The sequence below is a fragment of the Xylocopilactobacillus apicola genome (genome assembly GCF_033095985.1).
Lineage (GTDB): Bacteria > Bacillota > Bacilli > Lactobacillales > Lactobacillaceae > Xylocopilactobacillus > Xylocopilactobacillus apicola.
The window spans coordinates 20,677-42,255 of the sequence record NZ_AP026802.1; the positions used below are offsets into that span (position 1 = coordinate 20,677).

At 38.2% G+C, this 21,579-nt stretch carries 21 protein-coding genes, 1 tRNA gene and 1 pseudogene; 13 read left to right on the forward strand and 10 right to left on the reverse strand.

Features of this window, described 5'->3' with window-relative positions:
• Window positions 1-39: 39 nt before the first annotated feature.
• Window positions 40-813: an ABC transporter permease gene (locus tag R8495_RS00140; RefSeq protein ID WP_317635545.1), complete on the reverse strand. Its 774-nt coding sequence runs from the start codon at window positions 811-813 to the stop codon at window positions 40-42.
• Window positions 806-1,726 (reverse strand): ABC transporter ATP-binding protein, encoded by a 921-nt coding sequence (locus R8495_RS00145; RefSeq protein ID WP_317635546.1) that lies wholly within the window; start codon window positions 1,724-1,726, stop codon window positions 806-808. Before R8495_RS00145 ends, R8495_RS00140 begins: the two co-directional genes overlap by 8 nt.
• Before the next feature lie 125 nt (window positions 1,727-1,851).
• On the opposite strand from R8495_RS00145, the gene R8495_RS00150 reads away from it, so the two are divergent.
• Together R8495_RS00150 and R8495_RS00155 are read left to right on the forward strand one after the other, a co-directional pair.
• Window positions 1,852-2,526, forward strand: a complete 675-nt coding sequence (locus R8495_RS00150) for a response regulator transcription factor (protein WP_317635547.1) — start codon at window positions 1,852-1,854, stop codon at window positions 2,524-2,526.
• Window positions 2,519-3,406, forward strand: a complete 888-nt coding sequence (locus tag R8495_RS00155; protein ID WP_317635548.1) for a sensor histidine kinase — start codon at window positions 2,519-2,521, stop codon at window positions 3,404-3,406. The genes R8495_RS00150 and R8495_RS00155 overlap by 8 nt, the downstream gene beginning before the upstream one ends.
• A 273-nt stretch (window positions 3,407-3,679) precedes the next feature.
• On the opposite strand, the gene R8495_RS00160 is transcribed toward R8495_RS00155, so the two are convergent.
• Window positions 3,680-3,799 (reverse strand): putative holin-like toxin, encoded by a 120-nt coding sequence (locus R8495_RS00160; protein WP_317635549.1) that lies wholly within the window; start codon window positions 3,797-3,799, stop codon window positions 3,680-3,682.
• 353 nt (window positions 3,800-4,152) lie between these two features.
• Here R8495_RS00160 and R8495_RS00165 point away from each other — a divergent pair, with 353 nt between their 5' ends.
• From R8495_RS00165 to R8495_RS00180, 4 genes are read left to right on the forward strand one after another with little or no spacing between them, the layout of a single operon-like run.
• Entirely contained in the window at window positions 4,153-4,500 is a 348-nt protein-coding gene (locus R8495_RS00165; RefSeq protein ID WP_317635550.1) for a PTS lactose/cellobiose transporter subunit IIA, read from the forward strand.
• The gene (locus R8495_RS00170) at window positions 4,497-4,799 is read left to right on the forward strand and encodes a PTS sugar transporter subunit IIB (RefSeq protein WP_317635551.1); all 303 of its coding nucleotides are present in this window, start codon (window positions 4,497-4,499) and stop codon (window positions 4,797-4,799) included. Before R8495_RS00165 ends, R8495_RS00170 begins: the two co-directional genes overlap by 4 nt.
• A 1-nt stretch (window position 4,800) precedes the next feature.
• Window positions 4,801-6,045 carry a PTS sugar transporter subunit IIC gene (locus tag R8495_RS00175; RefSeq protein ID WP_317635552.1) on the forward strand — a complete coding sequence of 415 codons (1,245 nt, stop codon included), beginning with the start codon at window positions 4,801-4,803 and terminating at the stop codon, window positions 6,043-6,045.
• A gap of 3 nt (window positions 6,046-6,048) precedes the next feature.
• Window positions 6,049-7,086: a tyrosine-protein phosphatase gene (locus tag R8495_RS00180; protein ID WP_317635553.1), complete on the forward strand. Its 1,038-nt coding sequence runs from the start codon at window positions 6,049-6,051 to the stop codon at window positions 7,084-7,086.
• Window positions 7,087-7,122: 36 nt separating this feature from the next.
• Here R8495_RS00180 and R8495_RS00185 read toward each other — a convergent pair whose 3' ends face one another.
• Window positions 7,123-9,564 carry a PRD domain-containing protein gene (locus R8495_RS00185; protein WP_317635554.1) on the reverse strand — a complete coding sequence of 814 codons (2,442 nt, stop codon included), beginning with the start codon at window positions 9,562-9,564 and terminating at the stop codon, window positions 7,123-7,125.
• Window positions 9,565-9,782: 218 nt separating this feature from the next.
• On the opposite strand from R8495_RS00185, the gene R8495_RS00190 reads away from it, so the two are divergent.
• The 7 genes from R8495_RS00190 to R8495_RS00220 all read left to right on the forward strand — a co-directional run bounded on the left by R8495_RS00190 (window position 9,783) and on the right by R8495_RS00220 (window position 15,144).
• Entirely contained in the window at window positions 9,783-10,523 is a 741-nt protein-coding gene (locus tag R8495_RS00190; RefSeq protein WP_317635555.1) for a GntR family transcriptional regulator, read from the forward strand.
• A gap of 11 nt (window positions 10,524-10,534) precedes the next feature.
• Window positions 10,535-11,389 (forward strand): class II aldolase, encoded by an 855-nt coding sequence (locus tag R8495_RS00195; protein ID WP_317635556.1) that lies wholly within the window; start codon window positions 10,535-10,537, stop codon window positions 11,387-11,389.
• 9 nt (window positions 11,390-11,398) lie between these two features.
• Window positions 11,399-11,872, forward strand: a complete 474-nt coding sequence (locus R8495_RS00200) for a PTS sugar transporter subunit IIA (RefSeq protein WP_317635557.1) — start codon at window positions 11,399-11,401, stop codon at window positions 11,870-11,872.
• Window positions 11,869-12,168, forward strand: a complete 300-nt coding sequence (locus tag R8495_RS00205) for a PTS sugar transporter subunit IIB (RefSeq protein ID WP_317635558.1) — start codon at window positions 11,869-11,871, stop codon at window positions 12,166-12,168. The genes R8495_RS00200 and R8495_RS00205 overlap by 4 nt, the downstream gene beginning before the upstream one ends.
• 11 nt (window positions 12,169-12,179) lie before the next feature.
• Entirely contained in the window at window positions 12,180-13,559 is a 1,380-nt protein-coding gene (locus tag R8495_RS00210) for a PTS galactitol transporter subunit IIC (protein WP_317635559.1), read from the forward strand.
• Complete coding sequence (locus tag R8495_RS00215; protein WP_317635560.1) at window positions 13,543-15,000, forward strand: FGGY-family carbohydrate kinase; 1,458 nt, start codon at window positions 13,543-13,545, stop codon at window positions 14,998-15,000. Before R8495_RS00210 ends, R8495_RS00215 begins: the two co-directional genes overlap by 17 nt.
• A gap of 47 nt (window positions 15,001-15,047) precedes the next feature.
• Window positions 15,048-15,144, forward strand: a tRNA-Sec gene (locus tag R8495_RS00220).
• Window positions 15,145-15,258: 114 nt separating this feature from the next.
• On the opposite strand, the gene prdC is transcribed toward R8495_RS00220, so the two are convergent.
• The 6 genes and pseudogenes from prdC to R8495_RS00250 all read right to left on the reverse strand — a co-directional run bounded on the left by prdC (window position 15,259) and on the right by R8495_RS00250 (window position 21,576).
• Entirely contained in the window at window positions 15,259-16,572 is a 1,314-nt protein-coding gene (prdC, locus tag R8495_RS00225; protein ID WP_317635561.1) for a proline reductase-associated electron transfer protein PrdC, read from the reverse strand.
• 16 nt (window positions 16,573-16,588) lie between these two features.
• Window positions 16,589-16,912: a metal-sulfur cluster assembly factor gene (locus R8495_RS00230; protein WP_317636639.1), complete on the reverse strand. Its 324-nt coding sequence runs from the start codon at window positions 16,910-16,912 to the stop codon at window positions 16,589-16,591.
• 36 nt (window positions 16,913-16,948) lie between these two features.
• Window positions 16,949-18,274: pseudogene (selA, locus tag R8495_RS00235) on the reverse strand (L-seryl-tRNA(Sec) selenium transferase); the annotation flags it as partial.
• The gene (locus tag R8495_RS00240) at window positions 18,271-19,431 is read right to left on the reverse strand and encodes an aminotransferase class V-fold PLP-dependent enzyme (RefSeq protein WP_317635562.1); all 1,161 of its coding nucleotides are present in this window, start codon (window positions 19,429-19,431) and stop codon (window positions 18,271-18,273) included. The pseudogene selA and the gene R8495_RS00240, both read right to left, overlap by 4 nt.
• Entirely contained in the window at window positions 19,428-21,326 is a 1,899-nt protein-coding gene (gene selB / locus R8495_RS00245) for a selenocysteine-specific translation elongation factor (RefSeq protein WP_317635563.1), read from the reverse strand. Before selB ends, R8495_RS00240 begins: the two co-directional genes overlap by 4 nt.
• Window positions 21,289-21,576 (reverse strand): putative Se/S carrier protein, encoded by a 288-nt coding sequence (locus tag R8495_RS00250; RefSeq protein ID WP_317635564.1) that lies wholly within the window; start codon window positions 21,574-21,576, stop codon window positions 21,289-21,291. The genes selB and R8495_RS00250 overlap by 38 nt, the downstream gene beginning before the upstream one ends.
• Window positions 21,577-21,579 lie beyond the last annotated feature (3 nt).

The following is a 21,579-nucleotide window of genomic DNA, read 5'->3' on the forward strand; positions in this document are numbered from 1 at the left end:
AATAAAATAAAAAAGCCGGTGCGCTAACACCAGCCTAATTTATAATTCTTTTCTCTGGAACAATAAGAGCGATATGATAAAACAAATCAGTAAGATTAAACAACTCGTGAGAATGTAGGGTAGAAATTGATTTAGGGTGATTAGTTTAAGAGCAATTTTGTTAGAAACACCAAAGAAATCAAGGTATTTCAGCCAATCCCATTTAGTCACGGTCGTAACCAAGTTAACTAAGACTGGAAAAAGGACAATGAAGACTGCACTGACGATGGATAAACTGGTTAAAATTAAAAGAACAATTGCCATACCAAAAATAACACTGATAAAAAAAGTGGTCACAAAAGTGGTGGTAAAAGTTGTACTTAATAAATATCCCCAACTAGAACCCAATTTTCGTCCGCAAAGTAAGCCAGTGATGATTCCAGTTAAATAAAAAACAAAAACTTGAAGTAGGATATTGATAAGCATTGTGAGATATTTGACGACGATGAACTGGAGGCGGGAAATGCCAGAAATTAGCGTATTTTTATAAGTATTTTGGCTAAATTCCGTTCCAATCACCATCACAAAAATGCTGATAAATACGTAAATTAGTAAACTTGAGCCCATTGTCAAAAATTTTACGCCAGTTAAGACCGACCAGTTCGTGGTGTCGATCTCTTCTAGTGCATGTTGGATCCCTCCAGTCATCACTACGCCACCGACCGATTTGTAAAATGTAGTCAATGCACTATAACAAATAACAAAAATAGTTAAAAGATAGTTTCCTTTGGTATGAAACTGGCGGTACATTTCCGCGCGCAGTTGATTAATCATGGTTTCCTCCTTCATTTTGCAAGAGAGCGGTGTAGTAATTTTCTAAGGAACCCTCTTGCTGGGTGATGTTGTAGACCGCGAGGTTATTAGTAACTAAGATTTGATTTAATTCAGCGGTATTAAAAGCCAGACTATTAATGAGAATTCTGCGCTCATCAAGGACGGTGAACGGAGAGATCTGACGCTGATCCAAGATTTGGGCCGCTTTTTTGACGTCATCAACCTCAATGAGGATTCCAGCAGCGTTTTCTTGATCCAGCTTTTCCTTGGTGACTTCTTTGATAAAACGTCCGTGGGAAATGAAGCCAAACTTCGTCGATACCTGGTAAAGTTCACTAAGGATGTGACTTGAAATTAAAATTGTGGTATTACGTTCTTGATTCAACTTTTTGATTAGTTTGCGAAAAGCTAGGATGCCGGATGGGTCCAAGCCGTTAATTGGCTCATCGAGAATCAGAAAATCTGGTTGAGCCAAAAGGGCGATGGCGAGGCCGAGTCGTTGGCGCTGACCGAGAGATAGTCGACCCGCACGAGTTTTGGTTTTTTCACTCAGACCGACTAATTCGATCGTTTCATCGATAACGGACAGGTCTTCAATCCCGTGTTGAATCGCTGATATTTTGAGGTTTTCGAGCACCGTTAATTTCTTAAAAGCAGCGGGATTTTCGATAATTGCTCCCAAGTGTTTAAGTGCTTGATTGTAGTGCGGCGCCTGTTCTCCGAGCAAGGTGATTTTGCCATCACTAAGGGGCGATAAACTGGTGATGAGGCGCATTAATGTAGTTTTGCCGGCACCATTTTCGCCAATTAAGCCATAAACATCGCCGCGGTTGATCGTAAATGAGACGTCGGTCAAAGCGCGAAAGTTGCCAAAACGCTTATTTACATGTTCTATTTTTAAAATTTGAGTCATTTAACTCCTCCTTGAAGACTAGTTTAACTGGCGTTTCTTAAGACCTTTGCTAAATAATTCTTAAATAATTCTAAATTGTGCAACTGATTTCTGTGCGTTAAAATCTTGTTAAAGGAGAATCTACGATGACTGCTAAGATTTTAATTGTTGACGATCATGAAGATATTCGCGCTTTATTAAGCGATGTTCTAAAGGAATTCTACACTGTTTTTGTTGCGGCTAATGGCGTCAGCGCTCTTGCGCAAGTTAATCAATGTCAGCCAGATTTGATGATTTTAGATCTAATGTTACCAGAAATTATGGGTGAAAGTGTGCTCAAAACGCTTCGCAAAACTTCTCAAATTCCAGTAATAGTTCTTACAGCCATTCAAAATAAGGACAAAATTGTGGAGCTACTCGAAAACGGCGCCAATGATTATCTAACGAAGCCTTTTGATATTGATGAATTATTGGCGCGCGTGAAGGTTCAGTTAAGGCAATCACGGCCTCGTTCGGTGCAAAAAGAACTCTTGGATTATGGCCCGATCAGTCTAAATCAAGTGACCCACCAAGTTTTGGTCGCAGGGCAGGATTTAGTTTTGCCGAAAAAAGAATTTGCGATTCTCCAGATTTTATTAGCTCATCCCAAGCAAGTTTTTCCAAAAGATCAGCTTTATGAAGCCGTCTGGGGTGAACCTTATTTCAATGCAGAAAATACGCTGAACGTTCATTTGAGCAACTTGCGCACGAAAATTGCCGATCTCGCCGAGGGTGCCTCATACATTAATTCAATTTGGGGGATTGGAGTTCGTTTTGACTAAACTCATCGTAATTATTGTTTTGAGCCTGATTTGTTTCGCGCTTTTAGTCAGCCTGCTCCTAATTGTAAGCGACGTGAAACGGATTACCGAAGAATTGATTTACATCAATGAGCACCCGACCAATGGTTTTGTGACGGGTAGCAGCGGTTTGCCATTGATTCAGCGGTTAATCAATGCCAGTAATATAAATTTGAAATTAAACCGGCAGCTGCAAAATGAACAGTTGCAGCAAGAAAAGAAAATTCGCTCGATGCTTACAAATCTCACCCACGATATTAAGACTCCCCTCACCGTCTCGCGCGGCTATGTTCAGGTTCTTGGTAAAAAGCTGGATTCAAAGCATCGCGAACAATTCACTCGGATCGAGCGCAATTTGGATTCGGTCAATTACTATTTGCGATATTTGATGGATTTTAATCTCCTCCAGGAAAAAAGCGTCAATTTAAAAGTAAAAGAAATTAATGTTTCCCAACTTTTAGAAAATGAAATTTTCAACTATTATGATGAATTTAGTCAGAAAAAACTGGAATTGGTTCCGAAGATTCCGACGGGAGTTTTTTGGCAAACGGACGCCACTTTACTAAGTCGGATTTTCGAAAATTTAATCAGCAACATTTTGAAATATGGGAACGGTCAAGTTAAAGTAGATCTCAACCAAGATCATGATCGGCTCAAAATAACTTTTGCTAACCAGGGGTCTGACATATCTGTTGAAACTAATGATTTGCTTAATCGATTTTATACGCAGGATCAATTACAAGGTTCGGGGCTGGGACTGAGTATTGTTCAGTCGCTTGTGGTGAGCCTCGGGGGAGAGTTGGAAATTAAGACGGATGATGGCTGGTTTAAGGTGATGGTAATTTTAAAAAATGAAAATTGATAGTTTACTGGACGAAGAATTAAAGAATCCTGAATTTGCAGAATTTTTTCAAATCGAGAGCAAAAAATTAAATGTGGAGCTTGATTTATACGACGAAAGTATTAAGAATCCTAAAGTTTGCAAAGAAACTCCATGGAGTATATAATTAGGGTACAAAAAGAGCTGGTGCATTAACACCAGCTCAGGTAAGCCGCTTTAAAGGCGGTGACCAATTATATTATGGATATCGTTGCCACTCTATAACCGATCAAAGTAATATAGAGCGGCATTTTTTTATCTATCGTGATGTTTCATGATTGCAACAATTAAGCTGCCAAACATGAGCATCAGGGATATCGCTTCGAAAACTGACAAAGCTGGCTGATTTCCTTTCAAGTGTAGTTGCCAAATCATTTGCAACACCTCCTCTCGAAGATCACAGTCACCGCCCGTAAAACTCTTACTAAATGAGAATAACATAAAAAGAGCTGGTGAGCTAACGCCCTCTTAAAATCATCGCTACTCTAAATTTATAGAGTGGCGTTTTTATTTTTTAAAATTGCTTTATGTTATACACATTTCAGATTATTCATACACAAATCATGTTTCTGAGTCAAAAATATATACACAAAAGGATTTCTGCTTTGATAATCAGCTAAATTACTAGAATTTAAAAAAGTATAGCTATACACAAATATGTAAGCGGTTTTTGTGTTTTTTAAAAAGATCTCTTAAGATTGAATAATAGAAGAAAGGAGGAGTTAGTAATGTCAGAAATTCCACCAACTGGTGAGAATACAAAAATTCAAGATCTTGCAATGGAAATAATTGCTTTTGCTGGTGATGGGCACGCAGAATCACTTCGAGCAATTGACGAGGAGTTTGCAGAGAATTCGGTTGAGTCAATCAATTTATTAGAAAAAGCGCATGGAAATATTGAGCGGGCCCACAAAGCACAAACTAAACTTTTGCAGATGGAAGCCAAAGGAGAAGAAATTACTCCATCACTGTTAATGGTCCATGCGCAAAATCATCTAATGAACAGTATTTTGATCAATGAATTGAGCGAAAAAATGATTCAAATGTATCGCAAACTTAAGGAGCGGGAAGTATGAAGATTCTCTTTGTTTGTGCTGCTGGGATGTCCACCGGTATTTTAACTCGAAAACTTGAGCATTATATTAAAGAGCATCAATTAAAAATGGTCGTAGATGCTGTTGGTTTATCAGAATATGAAGAAATTTGTCATGGTTATGATGTCATTTTGATTGGTCCTCAAATCTCCTATCAAATTGATGAAATTAGAAGGAAATCAGGGCTGCCAGTGGCGAAAATTCCGGCACTAGATTATTCGATTGGTAACTGTGAAAATATTATCAAATTAGTAAATAAATTACAAAAAGGAGAGAAATAGAATGAAAAGCGGGGAAAAATTAAACAATCTTATTGTCAAATTTTCAAACAATATTTTTATTAAAGCGATTGCTGATGGAATGATGGCGATCATGCCGATTACTTTGTTGGGAAGTTTCCTATTAGTAATTAAAATGATTCCTAATTTGCCCAAAATAATCATCAACATTTGCACGATTGGAGCAAATGTTTCAAGCAATTTGATTGCATTATTTATTGCAATTGCCTTGTCTTATACATTGGCACGTGAAATGAAATCAAATATCATCGCTTCAATTATTTTGGCATTAGCTTGTTTTACGGCATTAATGCCAAATGATGCTCTAAAAGTTGAAGGTAAACCAGTACCTGTAATTAAGCTCGATTATATGGGTTCAAAAGGAATTATTGTGGCAATGATCTGTTCGTTGTTGGTAACTTGGAGTTTCGCCAAATTAATTGAGAAAAAGGTAACCATTAGGATGCCAGAAAGTGTGCCCCCTTTTATCAACAAAACCTTTGAATCGATTGTTCCAGCTGCAATAGTATTTTCAGTTACTATTATAATTGCAGCTTTAATGCAACTAACCAAATACCATGATATTCAAGATTTTATATATAAGATGCTTCAAGCCCCTTTACAGAATTTGGGTAATTCAGTTTGGTCGATGTTATTAATTATGTTGTTATCAGAAATGTTATGGTGGTTTGGAATTCATGGAAGTAATGTAACTCAGTCGATTATCATGGTGCTATTTGCTTCCAACGGTTACGCAAATATGGCAAGTGCCGCTGCAGGCAAACAGCCAACTAATATTATTTCTTCTTTCTTTATCGATGCGTACAAAGGTCCGCGCGCATTGGCAATTGTTTTTGTAATTTTACTCTTCTGTAAAAGTGAAAAATTGAAAGCAATTGGTAAAGTTTCTTTCATTCCAAGCTGGTTTGGGATTACAGAGCCGATGAAATTTGGAATTCCGCAGGTTATGAATCCATTGATGTTTATTCCGTTGACCTTAGCGGCACCAATTTGTATGGCAATTGCTTACGTTGCAACAAAGATTGGTTTTATTCCAATTATTGCTTATGATGTTCCTAAACAATTTCCGGCAATTTTTGGTGGATTCGTTGCAGGTGGTTGGCAAGGATTTGTCGTTCAGATCATTCAATTTGTGGTTGTTGTAGCACTTTATCTACCTTTTCTAAAAAAACAAGATAAAATTGAATTAGCAAATGAATTAGCAAATCTTGAAGCACAGGAGGCATAATTTTTGCAAATTTCGCGCAAGCAAAATAAAATTTTGGGTCAAATTCCAGATCCCCTCACCGATCACGGGCAAGTCACAATTTATCTTGACTACAAATTGGAAAAAGTTGCTGAAGTTGTTGACGTTAAGTTAATTAATGGTAGTTTTGAACTTGCAGATAAATTTGTTGCTAATCGAATTTTCGTTAAATTAGTAGTTGGCTTTCAAACTTATCTGGGGGCAACTCGACACGTGAATCTTGCAACTCTTTACAATTTAAGAGACATTGGTGGCTATGAGGGCCCGCTTGGCATGATCAAATGGGGGTGGTTGTATCGAAGCGATGCACTTGATCATTTGAGCCTGTCTGATCGCAATTTTTTGGAAAAATTACCAATCGAAACGGTGATCGATTTGCGTTCTCAAAAAGAAATAAAGCAAAATCCAGATCAAAATATTGGTGAGCATGATTATTTTGCGATCGATCCAGCGGCAGCAGTTGCAGCTGAAGCGAGCAAGATCCCAACTGGCAAAAACCATGATCAGCAAAAAGTTGAAGCATTCGAAAAGTTGGCGCAGACAGAAGCAGGACGTCAGAAACTTAAGGGTATGCAGCAGCAGATGCTAATTCAGATGCATGATATGGTGACACAACCGACGTCGCAGGAATCTTATGCCAAGTTTCTACGAGTGATTTTAAGTTCATCAGGGCCAGTGATCTATCATTGCCAGGGCGGTAAAGATCGCACCGGTTGGGGCACGGTCTTATTGTTAGGATTGTTAGGGATTGATGATGAGACCATTATGGCAGATTACTTAATGACTAAGAAGTACAACGCTCCAAGAAATGCTAAACGGATGCAGATTTACAAACAATTTACGAATAACGAATTTGTTCTGGATTATCTACACTCCCTTCAATTGGCCACAGAAGAATATTTAAATTCAGCACTGGCTGCTTTAAATCAGCTTGCTTCATCTTACGAGGATTATGCTAAAAGATATTTAGATTTCTCTAGTCAAGATATCGAAAATTTAAGATTAAAGTATTTAATGAAATAAATTAAACAAAAAGCAGACGCTTAAAACGCCTGTTTTTTAGATTTTCTTGACGGTCTTAATGATAATTGCAATTTCGTCATCACTTATAATGATATTAAATTTACGCTCAATACTTTTCATTAGTTTACTGATGTAGGAATAATCCTCAGGGAACTGGCGAATAATTTTTTGATTATTTTCATTACTGGATTGGGTTTTTCCGCTCAAAATTCGTTCGATAAGACTACCCAAATGAGTAAATAATCCAAGCTTTTGATCACGATTTAAATGGTATTGGATCGTTAATTCGTCGATAATTTCTGGCAAAACATCTTTGATTTTCGCAATTGAAGCAAATTTAAATTCTTCTGAAAAATATTGATAGATTCTTTCATAGATTAGAGAATTTGTGGTCAATGGTTGAAAGGTTAAGACTTTGTCTAAATTTTTATGCGGCACAGAAAAAATTTTTTGAATTGAGATAAATGGAATGTCAAAGAGATGAGGGTTGTAAGTCCCAATAAACGCGCGAATGTTGTAAACTTGGCGGAGTTGGGTTACTTCATCAATTAAGTGTTCCCGGTGGGAAATGTTCATCGCCTTGACTAAATAATTCAGATGTGAATATTCTTCAATGTAGTTTTTTAGCTGAACAGCCCCTCCTTCTCCCGTGTGACATAATGTTATTATTAGATTTTCTTTGCCGCTATTATCCAAAAATAGATGTTTTAAATTAACCGAGATATCGTGATACACATAATCAATATCACTTTCATTCTGCGCTTTATGAGCAATCTCAATGCCCAATAAAGTAATTGGGACCTTAAACAAGCGAATTTTCAGTTGAGTTTCTTCGGCAATCCGATCTAACATCACCTTAAAAGACCCCATATCGTAAATTATGATTATTCCTGCTCCCTGATCTATTGACAACAAGTGCTTTTTTAGTTTTTGATAAGCAATTTTATTATCCTGATCTAAATCTAAGTCGAAATAGTAAGCCTGTTGACCTGGGTTTAAAGCATTTGTAGTTTGGGCAAGTGCTTTAGCAGTCCCTTTTCCATGCATCGCATAAAGTAACACCGGATGATTTTGTATTTTTTCTTGATTATCTGGTTTAATTAGAAAAAGTAAAAGAATTGCTACTTCTGATTTGGAAATGACAAGGGAGAACTGAGTTTCTATCATCTTCTTAAGTTTTAATACTTCCTGATATTCCAGGGGATAATTGTTGATTATTTCCAGGCTTTTAGTCTTGCTAATTCGTTGATTATTAAAATGAAGTTCAACTAATGAATTAACGTGGAGACATAAGTTGTAGAAAATATCGGGACTAAAAAGTCGTCCCAAATTTTTAGAAGTTGAATCCAACCAATTCTCAATCATATTAATAATTAGAGGATTAATTAATTTAGACAATTCACGTTTGTTTTTATCTGTTCTCTCAATAGGATCAGAAGTGAGCTCAGTTCCCTCAAAAGTGATTCTCTCTTGATCGTCAAATAGATTTTGCAGCAATTCATAATTTTGTTTACTATTCAAAATTCCTAATCTGGTTTGGCCGTTTAAATCTGAGGAGTAGATATGCAAAACCGGATCATTTGTATCAACAATTCGAAGGTGGGCATTAGCGCAGGCCAGCGTAATTTGTCGTTTTAGCTCCTGAATATTGCCAGAAAAGTCACAAAGAAGCAACGCCTTGATGACATCTATCTCAACAATTAATTCACATCCTGCCTTTCGTGCTTCTTGGTTAAAGAAATCCATAATTAAAGCGTGTTTCTCATTTAAGGGGCGTTGCTTGAGATCAGGCAAAGTAAGATTTACCGGGAAAAACTGCTGTAAATTTTCTGAAACCTCGGGAGTTGAGGATACAATAATGAAAATATTACGGATATAATCATCTTTTAAGTGAGTATCAAGAAAGTTAGAAAAACGCGTTTTCTGTTGATTATTAAGATATTCTAAATGATTAAAAAATAAAATTCCATTTTGATTTTGCGAAAAAATACGATAATTATGGCCAAAAAGAAGCTCGTTGAGCGTTTCAGGATCATTAAGATAATTATGACAATTGATCGTGATTACTGGTGCGCCTTCAGCTATTATTTGATGTTTTTTGGCAAAATTAATAATGCACTGAACAAAAGTTGATGAACCGCAGCCTCGATTGGCGCTGATATTAATATTTAAGCTTCCTTTGGGATACAGAATTGCAGCTTTTGTATCTTGAATAGCTTTTTTTAGACTGCCATGATTTCCAATTAATGCCAAAAATGGATCATTGTTTTTTTGCGGAGCCAAAAAATATTTCACGGGTCGAGTTTTGGTTTTATTTAGCAATCCTTCTTGAACCAATTTATTTAATAAGGCACTGACGTTGGTTCGTTGCATGTTTAATGCTAAAGCAATTTCAGTAGTTTCAATGCCGATATTCGGGTCGATTCGGTTGAGTAGAACGTTTTGAACGTACTGATAGACATTTTCTTTATTGTTCATCGCTTACCTTCCTTAATAAGAATAGTTTAACTCATTTCCAAAGGAAAATGCCCGCTTGTATTCAAATTCGTGAAACCGCATACAAGTTTTTGCGATATTTCGCTTGACTGTATTGAAGGCGCTTAGATCCCGCTATATATTTAACTTGTATACAGAGGTACCCCTTATTACAAATATTGGCCTATGATGTTCATATGAAGCTTGAAAGGAAGATATCCATGAAGATTGAAATTGATAAATCATCGATGGTTCCCATCTATGAACAAATAGCCGATGGACTTAGAGATTTGATGTACGGAGGTAATTTACAGGACGGGGATAAGATCGATTCAGAGCAGAAAATGTGTATGGATTTGGGGATTAGTCGCGCGACAGTCCGCAAAGCTTTGAACATTTTAATTAAAGAAGGGCGGATTAGAAAGATCCATGGGAAAGGAACATATGTGATTCAGCCAAATGTTGAATATTCACTAAACGACAAATTATTTTCTTTTGCTGAATCTTTGGCCCAACAACAGTTGAACTATGAAACCCAAGTAATTAAACAAGAATTGTTACCGGCGAATAAGAAAATTGCCGAGCAGTTAAAGATCGATGTTGGAAATAAGTACCTTTATTTAGAGCGAATTCGATCCATTAATAATGAAAAAATTATGCTGATTGAAAATCGAATTAATGTTAAACATTGTCGCGGAATTGAAAATTCGAATTTCAACAATGTCAGTTTGTTTGCCAAAATCGAGGAGCTTTCACGAAGAAAAATTTCATTTGCTAAAAGCTCATATGAAGCTTTGATTGTTGGGAGTGAACGGGGCAAGCTTTTAGATTTGGCGCCAAATTTACCGATTTTAAAGATGCAACAGACAGTCTTTTTATCCAAGAACGAGCCAGTCGAGTATGGTTCGGTCTGGTTGAAAGCTAATAAGTACCTTTTAACTACAACATTACAAAGAAGATAGGAGAATTATTAATGCCATTAGTAAATGGTTTTGATTTAATCGATATTATAAAAGAAGAACATGTGGTGGCCGGAGCATTTAATACCACCAATCTTGAAACAACAATTGGAATTTTACAGGCAGTGGAGAAGAGTCGAATTCCCGCTTTTATTCAAATTGCCCCAACTAATATTCCAGTTTCTGGCTATGGATTTATTGCGGATATGGTTAATCGCTATGCAGCAGAAATGGACACACCAGTCGCTTTGCATCTTGACCACGGGAAGTCTTTTGACTCTGTTCGTCAAGCAGCGCGGGCGGGTTTCACCTCGGTCATGACTGATAATGCTAAATATGATTATGAAGAAAATGTTCAGCATACCTATGAAGCAGTTCAATTTGCCAAAGGTTATGGCATTCCAGTTGAAGCTGAACTTGGGGCAATTGCGGGTAAAGAAGATGATATTGTGACAGAGGGCAACAGTAAGACGGATCCCAAGCAAGTCCTTGATTTTGTTGAACGAACGGGGGTCAATATGTTGGCTGTAGCTGTGGGCAATGTCCATGGGCTCAATTTAGATCCAAATATTGATTTTCCGTTGCTAAAGCAAATTCAGGATATTTGTCCAGTTCCTCTGGTTTTGCATGGGGCATCCGGCATCCCGGATGAACAAATCAGCCAAATGGTGGACAACGGAGTGATAAAAATCAACGTCGCTAGTGATTTGCGGCAGGCTTTTATCCAATCAGCTGGTAAGGATTACGAAGCTGATCCTGAGCGCTTTGATATCGTTAATGTATCGCTTAATGCCGAAAAGGCCGTCGAAGAAGTGGTTTATCATAAAATTCAAGTGATGAATCGCAACTCACCAACACCGGTTCGCTAGGTACTACTAATGAGTGAACAAGTAAATTTTGATAAAGATTTTGTCAAACATTTCCCAACTGAAATTAGTTTTTCAGAGATAGTTGATGAAATGTCCACAAATTTAATAGCAAAAGATCTAGTGACCCCAACTTATCCACAAGCGGTTAAAGAAAGAGAACTTGTGTTTCCAACCGGGTTACCGACGGAACCCATCGGGGTGGCAATTCCCCACACTGATCCAAATTATGTTAAGCAAAATGCGATCTCGGTCGGGATTTTGCACGAACCAATTACCATGACGGTAATGGGGACTGAAGACGAATTGGTCGACGTGAAAATTATTTTTCTTTTATCACTAGCACAATCTAATAAACAGTTAAATATTCTCCAAAAAATCATGTCAATTGTTCAAGACCAAAATTTGTTGGAAGAATTTTTAACTAAATCAGACGAGTTCATCGTTAAAGAAGTAAAAAAATCAATCTTGGAGGAATCATCATGACCCAAAACGGAACCAAAAAAACAATTCTTTTTGTTTGTGCGACCGGAATCGCAACTTCAACAGTAGTAGCTGAAAAAACTTTGGATTATTTAAAAGATCAAGGAATTGACGTTAACTATACGCAAACTAACGTTGCCTCATTACCTGAATACGATCTTAAAAACGCAGATTTAATCGTTTCGACCACTAATGTCCCTTATGAATTAGAAATTCCAGTAATTCGAGCGCTACCGCTAATTACCGGAGTTGGTGCGGATAAAGTGCTAGAAGATATTAAAAATCATCTTGTTGATTAGGGAGGATAACGATGTCTAATCTAATAGCACAATTAAACGGGATTGTGCAATATGTTTTAGGGATGGGCGCCACCGTTATGCTCCCGCTCTTCTTGTTTATCCTCGCAATTTGCTTTCGAGTAAAACCAGCTAAAGCCTTGCGCTCAGCCGTAACAGTTGGGGTGGGATTTGTTGGAATTAATGCCGTAATGACCATTTTATCGGATAACGTTGGTCCAGCCGCTAAGGTCATGGTTAAGCATATTGGATTGAATTTACCGCATGCTGATCTAGGCTGGCCTGCCCTTTCGGCAATTACTTGGGGCCTGCCGATTGCCCCATTAGTTATTATTATGACAATTGTGATTAATATCGCAATGTTGGCGCTAAAGTGGACTAAAACTGTCGATGTCGATTTATGGAACTATTGGCATTTCGCCCTGCTAGGCACGTTAGTTTATTATGTGACTGGCAGCTATTGGTTGGGAATTTTGGCTGCTGCAATTATTACGGTGATTGTTTTCAAACTTGCCGATTGGGCAGCACCGATGGGAGAGAAATATTTTGGACTCGAAGGAATTTCGCTTCCGACCGTTTCCTCAATAACTTTTTGGCCAATTGGTTTGTTGGGAAATTATATTATCGATCATATTCCTGGTCTTAACAAAATCAAAATAAGACCAGAAACGATTCAGAAAAAGTTTGGCATCATGGGCGAGCCTTTGATGATTGGAACAATTTTGGGAATTATCTTAGGACTTTTGGCCGGATATGACCTCCGTCAGGTTTTGCAAACCGGGATTAATCTGGGCGCAGTAATGTTTATTTTGCCCCGGATGGTAAGAATTCTGATGGAAGGCTTAATGCCGATTTCAGAAGCAGTTAAAGATTGGCTCAATCAGCATGTCAAAAATAGCGGTGAACTTTACATTGGGTTAGATATCGCAGTGGCAATTGGGAATCCGGCGGTTATTTCGACCGGTTTAATCTTAACTCCCCTTGCGGTAGTGCTTGCGTTTTTCTTACCCGGAAATGGTACGATGCCGCTGGCAGATTTGGCTAATTTAGCAGTATTTGCCTCAATGATTGTCTTAGCGACCCACGGAGATGTTTTCCGCTCAATCCTTATTTCAATTCCTTGTCTAATTGGGGACCTTTATATTTCTTCTGCTTTAGCAGCAACGATTACTAAAATGGCCAAAGCTGTTAATTACTCCGGAGCCAACAAAGCTTCAGTGACCAGTTTCTTAGACGGCGGAAACCCCTTAAGATTTTGGATTGTCAAAATTTTTGAGCTAAATCCGATTGCTTTGGTGCTGATTCCGATAGTTGGCTTATTGATTTGGTGGACTTATCGAATTTATAAAAAAGAAATGGCTGGTTTAAGTGGTGCGAATGAATCTAACAATTGATGTTGGGACAACTAATACTAAAATTTCAATTTGGAATGATCCTAGTTCGGTTGCACCCAGTAATCAAGTTAAATTCAAGACCCCAAAGTCAATTCATGACGGTTTAATTGATTTCGATGCAGATCAATTAGTTGCTCAAATTAAAAAAATAATTAGTAATTTTCCTTTGGAAGTTTTAGCTCAAGTGAAACAAATTGCAATTGCCAGTGTTGGTGAATCCGGCGTTTTAATTGATCAGCATGGTCAGACGGTTTCGCCAATGATTGCTTGGTATGATTGCCGCTCACAAGAGATAATTGATCATTTAACTCCAAATGAAAAAAATGAAATTTATGAAATTACGGGATTGCCAGCGCATGTCCACTATTCGGTTAGCAAAATAAAGTGGCTGCTTGCTAATGAATCAGGACTTGATGACAAGCAAAATTATACTTGGCTTTGTATTCCCGATTATCTTGCCTATCAACTGACGGGGGTGATGAATTCGGAGTATTCCATTGCGAGTAGGACAATGGTGTATGATTTAAAAAATCATTGTTGGTCTGAACGAATTAAGGAAATTTTCCAAATTACCAACATTAGCTTCCCGGCTTTAATTACGGCGGGGGATAAAATTGGTTTTGTCAAAAAAGAGATTGCCAAAGAGCTTAATTTAAATGATCAAGTTAAAGTGACAATTGCTGGACACGATCATATGGTAGGGTCAATTGCCAGTGGTCAAAAGCAAGATGAACTATTGGATTCAACTGGAACCACCGAGGGAATTTTGGTTTTGTTGGATCAATTTAAGACAAGTAAAAATGATGAAGAACACGGGATTGCTTACGGGATTTATCCAGATCCCCAGTACTATACAGCTTTTACAGCGCTACCGGCGGTCGGTTCAGTTATTCAGTGGTTCGATGAACTTTATAAATTATCAGAAGAAGAATTTATGGATTTGTCAAACGAAATTGATCAAGATTATCGCAACGATCGGCTCACACCTGGGAGTTTTAATTTCGTAATTCCTCATTTTAACGGAAGCGGCAGTCCTACGAAGTCGGTGATAACAAAAGGGCTTTGGTATGGCCTCACTGATCAAACGACGATTAAGGAATTGATTTTTGGTTTGTTTTTAGGTCTGACTTTTGAATTGAAGTATGCTTTAGAGTGTCTACCAACTAAGCAAGTTAAGAGAATTAAACTGATTGGTCCGGCAACCAAGGATCCCATCTGGATTCAGCTGAGAGCAGATTTGTTAAATTTGCCGATTCAAGTCATGCAAACACCCGAATCTGTATCGCGCGGAGCCAACTTAATTGGCAGTAAAGTAGAGCCACTCGTATCGAATGAACTTATTTTGCCGCAAGAGCATTTGTTATTGGTCGAAAAATTGAGGTCAATATATGAACATCAATATAAGAAGCTTTACCGTGCAAAAGTTGAGATGGAATTATAGCAGGAAACCGCTATTTGTTTGGTGCTAAAATATGCTATAATAGCGTCGGGAGCGGATGGGTTCTGGTGTTCCCTCTGGTCTTCAAAACCAGTATGAGGGGTTTAAAGCTTCTTGGGTGGGTTCGATTCCCACACGTTCCCGCCAGTAAATCAGCTTCTGGTTCTTACTAGAAGAATAACAATTTGTCGCCTGCCTAAAAGTTTTAGGTGGGTGTTTTTTTGCAAAAAAACAGTTAGCACTGAGGCTAACTGCAACATTTTATTGATCGTTTTCGGGGAGCATGTAACGCATAATTCGCATACCCGTTGCTCGCCGCGCAAAATCTGTCGTGTGAATAACTGGTAGTTTCAGTTTTGGTGCTACTCCCATGACGGTATTGGTACAATCGGTACAGTTACCGACCATGAGCTCTTCAGCACCATCTGCTCGTAATTTTAGAATTTTTTCGGCTTGTCCTGGACAAATACCAGGGTTGATACATTTTGCTCGGCCGGTTTTTTCATCGACGACGGCGTTTTTACACCATTCGATCCCTACTACTTCGGCATCCATCGAAGCAGCTAGTTCTTTCATTCGTTCTGGTGTTGCGCCGCATGCACAAGCGAGCAGGCCAACTTTTTTGCCTTTAAGGCTTGGAAATGGGATTGTTGCAATGACTCCGCCCGCGGTTTTACTAATTGGTTGAGTTAGATCAGTGCGAGATCCGGTGAAAGGTCCACCCAAGATCAATTCTCCGTATTCAGCCATTTTAGGATAATCTGTTAAAATATCTCCAACTAAAGTGCCGATTGGGACGTCTAGCTTGACATCGATAACCTCATTATCGCCGTTTAAGCGCCCAGCCACGGTAATGTCTTTGGTCATAACTGGCTTGCGGTCCTCAATTGCTTCAGCTGCTCGAAAGACAGTCTCTAAATTAGTTACGATCGCATTAGCAGCATAAGGTAATTCATCGGTTTTTAAAAGCTTGTGGAGATTGGAATCCCGGATGATTGCCCGTTCTTCCCCTTCTGGATAGCGATTTAGCATTAACTCTAACGAAATATCGTCGTGACCGCGAATCGCTTCTTCTAGTAGAGCGACAGCATTAGTGTTTTTGCGTTTAATTGCAATTTGAACATCTTTTGCACCGACAATATCCTTGATGTATTCAATTCCACGAACAATTTTCTCGGCATCCGTAATGATGCGAGCGATGTTGTGACGCAAAACAGGTTCACATTCAGCAGCGTTAATAAATAAATGACCGTCAGGAATGGGGCGGGCATATTTAGCACCAGCTGGAAAACCAGCACCTCCACATCCGACAACACCTGCTTCAGTAATTGCTTCTAAATTTGAAGCAGTGTCAGGGATTTTGACAAAGTCAGAACTTTGTTTTTGGTCAGCAGTAATTTCAATGTATTGATCAGTGACCTCTTTAATGATGCCATCAACACTGGAGTGTAAATTCACGCCTAAACCGTTTGGAACGGCAATGAGCTGGCCGCGTTTAACTTTATCACCAACTTTGACAGTCGGGTTATCGAAAGCGCCAACGCTTTGCTTCAATGATAACTTAATTAAACTCATAGATTATTTCCTCTCTTTAATCGTGAATGCCTAGAAACAACTTGGCATAGCGGCTCATTTTTGCCGTAGTCCAAGCAGGTTCCCAGACAAGCTTAATAGTGCATTCTTCAATTTCTTTGATTGCCAGAACTTGTTCTTTGATTTGTTCAGATAACATCTCGCTTAATGGACAGCCCATAATAGTTAGAGTCATCGTAATTAAGCATTGGTGATTGAAACATGTTACATCGTAAATCAAGCCTAAATTAACAATATCAATTCCTAATTCAGGGTCAATGACGTCTTCTAGTTGACCATAAACTGTATCGGCTAAAAGTTCATCTTCATTAGTTTCATTCATGGTTTTCACTTTTTTAAAAATTTTTGTAAGTTCTTCAATGATAACGGATAAATCTGTTTGTGTTAAAGTTCTAAGATCAAACAATAACTGCTCATTTTTTAAACGAGTGATTATTGGGATTGTTGCTTGACGTAATCGAGTATCGAAATCTTGCGTAGAAATCTTCGGAGACGAAACAGCAACAATTGAGGTTGGCAGCTCTAAATTTGGGAAAGTTCCACCCCCAACTTCTGAATAACCAGCAATGATTTCTGATTTAATATCTGGTAATTGTTGCAGTTGAGCTAGGAAATACTCTGCGCTACTTTGTAGTTCGTTTTTTGTTCGAGTGAGCATCCGTAAAGTCGGGATTTCCTTTAAAGCACGGGCTGGCTCTTGGTAAATTTGCAGGGTTGCCTCTAAAGCAGCAAGAGTTAGCTTGTCAATCCTTAAGGCTCTAAGTAGCTGATGGTGTTTAAGCTGATCAATGTATTTTGATTTCCCAACAATAATACCAGCTTGGGGTCCACCTAATAATTTGTCGCCTGAAAAAGCTACCAAATCGCTGAATTGCGCAATTTCTCTAACTGTTGGTTCATCATTAATATCTGGTAGATTGACCATTAGCCCGCTCCCGAGATCAGTAATTAGCGGTAAATTTGCTTGATGAGCAAGTTCCACCAACTCTGATTCTGGAACTTGTTCGGTAAAGCCGATAATTTCGTAATTACTAGGGTGAACTTTTAAAATAGCTCCAGTTTGTTCGTTAATTGCGCTCTGATAGTCAGCTAAATGAGTTTTGTTGGTAGTTCCGACTTCTCTTAAGGTGCTATTAACACTTGTGATAATGTCAGGGATTCGAAACGAACCGCCAATTTCAACTAATTCTCCACGCGAGACAACTACCTCTTTTTTGTGAGCAATTGTTGATAAGATTAATAATACTGCAGCGGCATTATTGTTTACTACTAAAGCTGATTCAGTTCCTGTCAGCTCTTTTAGGATGCTTTCTACATGTTCATAGCGACTTCCCCGTTTTTTTTCATTGAGCGAAAATTCGAGGTTAGAATAATTAAAGGAAATATCATTTAATTTTTCCTTGACACACTTACTTAAAACCGATCGACCCAAATTAGTATGGAGAATAATTCCAGTTGCATTAATTACTGGTTGCAACGAGTTAGCTGAATTTTCTTTTATTTTCTTGGTGATCATGATTTTAAGATCTGCAATGTTTACTTGCGTGATTTTGCCGTTTTGGATTTGGGCCCTAGTGTTTTTTAACACTTGTTCGATGGCAGCTTTAACTGCAGGAGTGTTACCTAAACTTTCAACTAGTTCATTCATCGAAGGGATTTGACGAAAAATTTCAGTCTGATTCATGTTCTGGCTTCCCTTTCTAGTTCATCAGAGAGTGTTTTGATTGCCTTAACCGCTTGATCGACATCACTTGGCTGGTTGAAACTTGAGAAAGAAAATCTAACCATCCCCTGATCCTTAGTCTTAAGCGCACAGTGTAGAAGAGGAGCACAATGAGCCCCAGCCCGAGTTGCGATGTCATAATGCGTCTGAAGGAAGTCGCTTATTTCAGCTGAGTTTATATCCCCTAGATTAAGACTAACCGTCGCCACTTTCGGGCGATTTAAATTTCCATAGATTTTAACTTGTGGCAAATTTTTGATTCCTGCAATGAAACGATCGGCTAAATTCCTTGCAACAGTGCCTGAATTCTCAATTCCTTGAGCTAAAACATATTCGATTCCAGCACCCAATCCAGCAATGCCAGCAACATTTAAGGTTCCCGCTTCAAGGTGCTCGGGAAAAACAGCTGGTTGATCATGGTTAAAAGAATCAATTCCGGTTCCTCCCGAGATCAAAGGTTCAATAGCCAGTTGATGGCTTAAACAAATTCCGCCCGTTCCCTGGGGGCCGAAAAGAGATTTGTGACCAGTAAAACAAAGAACATCAATGCCATCGCGTCTAACGTCAATCGGTATAACACCCGCTGTCTGGGCCGCGTCGACAACCATTAATAATTGGTTCTGGTGACAAAAATCACTAATAAACTTAAGGTCCAATATTTCGCCAGTCACATTTGAGGCGTGAGGACAAACGACCATTTTAGTGTTAGGTTTGAGGAGTCGCTCAAATTGGTTGTAATCCAGAGACCCATCTTTGTTTAGTCCAACAAAATCATGTTCAATACCGGTTTTTTCTAACTGATAAATTGGCCTTAGCACTGAGTTATGATCTAATGTAGTTGCAATAACATGATCTCCTGATTTCAAAAGCCCTTTGATGGCAAAGTTTAAAGCTTCTGTTGCGTTATTTGTAAAAGCAGTCAAACTAGGATCTGCTAAATTGAACAATTTTCGAATCAATTTACGGGTTTTGAAAACTTCATCAAGAGCGTTGACTGAAGCATTGGAAGAACCACGAGCTGGATTTCCAAACTTTGCACTACTAATTATTTCAAATACTTTTTTTCCAACAATTGATGGTTTAATTAGTGTAGTAGCCGCATTATCTAGGTAAATCATGTCGTTTCATGACCTTTCTTTAATATCCGTTTATTGCTCGATCTTTCAGTAATTCCGTCTTGATCCATTTTAGTCAAAACCAACATTGCATAACGTCGACTTGATCCCGTTAAATCACGGTAATCTGCCAAACTCATTGGACCATTTTCTTTAATAAAGGATCTAACTTGCTCTGCTATTTTTTGATAAACTTCTCGATCGATTACGGTTTCAGAATCTAAAAGAACCACATCATCTCCAATCATTGACATTAGTACTTCTTTTGCTCTGGCCTGTCCATTAACCAGTTCATCAATTGAAGGAGGTGTATTACCTGAAGCCACTAATCGTTGATGGATTTCTAATTGGATTGCTTGATCTTCTTTAGTCAGTTGCGGTGAGAAGGAGGCCAAGTGATAATTTTCACCATTTATTCTAATCAGATCTTTTGTTTCGAGATATTTTAAAATCACTTTTGCAGCAGATTCACCAATTTCAGCACTTAATTGGGCTTGAACTACTGATCTTGGACAACCTGAACGAAGAGGATACTGTTGGTGATATTTCTCTAGCTCATTAATAATTTGTTGATTTTTGAGTTTAGCATTTTTGATCACCAACAATTGATTGTCAATTTTTACAATTTCCTGATCAGTGATTAGATTTTCAATTTCCCGGGAAATAATGTTAGGACTCTCGTTAAAAGTCACTGCTAGATCCTTTGGATTGAGCAAATATTCTTTTTGATAAGATGCATAGTCAACAATCATTTCTTTTAATTTGCCGCGATGGCGAATTTTTAATTGCTGCAAAATCTGTTGATCAAATCTTTTTCGAGTTGGGGGTTTCGGATCTAAAATTTGACCACCACCCAAGGTTATTAATGGTGAGTAGGAACGAATAATGAAATGATCGCCATACTTAACCACAATAGGTTGCTCTAATCTAATTTGTGCAAAGCACTCGCTTTCTGGTTTAAAATCATCAGTCCCTAAAGGATAAATCCTACCCAAAACTTCAGTGGCACCAACATAAACGTGAACGCGGGTGTTAAGTTCTAGTAGCTGCTCTTTGAAATTCAGGGTCTTTAAATTGACATTAATTTCGTCAGTAATTTGAACAGTATTTTTGGTTGCAATAACGGAACCACGGGAAATTTCGTCAGCAGCTAAATTAACATTTAATGCTGTTCGCTGACCAGGTAAAGCAGTATCAGTTGCTTGATCATAAGTTCTCACGCTTTTTACGTGAACATTTTTCTCTTCGGGATAAAGTATTAGGTTATCCCCGTTTTTAACAGCACCCTCTAAAAGGGTGCCAGTTACGACGGTTCCAAAACCTTTAATAACAAAATTACGATCAATGTTCAAACGAGCAAAACCAGTGTTTTTTCGAGGTTTAATTTTTTGGGACATCTTTTGAATTTCTGCAATCAAATCATTTAGTCCAAACCCGCTTGCAGCATCAGTCTTAATGATTGGAGCATTTATAAGCACCGGGTCAGATTTAAAAGTTTCCTTGATGTCAGAGATTGTAAATTCAATCATTTCCTGATCAGTAGTTTTAACTTTTGTTAAAACAATAATAAAATTAGTCAAACCAATTAGGCGCAAAATGCTGGCATGTTCAATGGTTTGTGGCATGACGCTTTCATTGACATCAATAACAAGAAGTACTAAATCCACGCCAGATAAGCCCGCTAACATGTTTTTTAAGAATTTCTCATGACCGGGAACATCGACAATTCCAACTCGTTGATCGTTAGGTAATTTCAAAAAGGTAAAACCCAGATTAATTGTAAGACCACGGCTCTTTTCTTCTTCGGTAGTATCGGTATCAACCCCAGTAAGACTTTTGATCAGGGTTGTTTTACCGTGGTCAACGTGTCCTGCTGTTGCAATTACTATTTGATCCAAGTTCAATCCTCTCATAATGGGTTTTGAGCCCGTTTTTGTGTCCGACATATATTGCATTTTCATTGTCTAATAGTTTAATTATCTCTTCAAGGTCTTCAACTGCACAGAAGATACTCAAACCACACCCAGCGCTTATTGTTCCAGGTGTAGTTAAAACCCGTGTTTGATAATGCTTAGCTGTCAGAAGGTCTTGTGCTTTAATTGCTAATTGAGTTGACTCAAAAACAATTAACCCGAAATCGTCATCCATAAT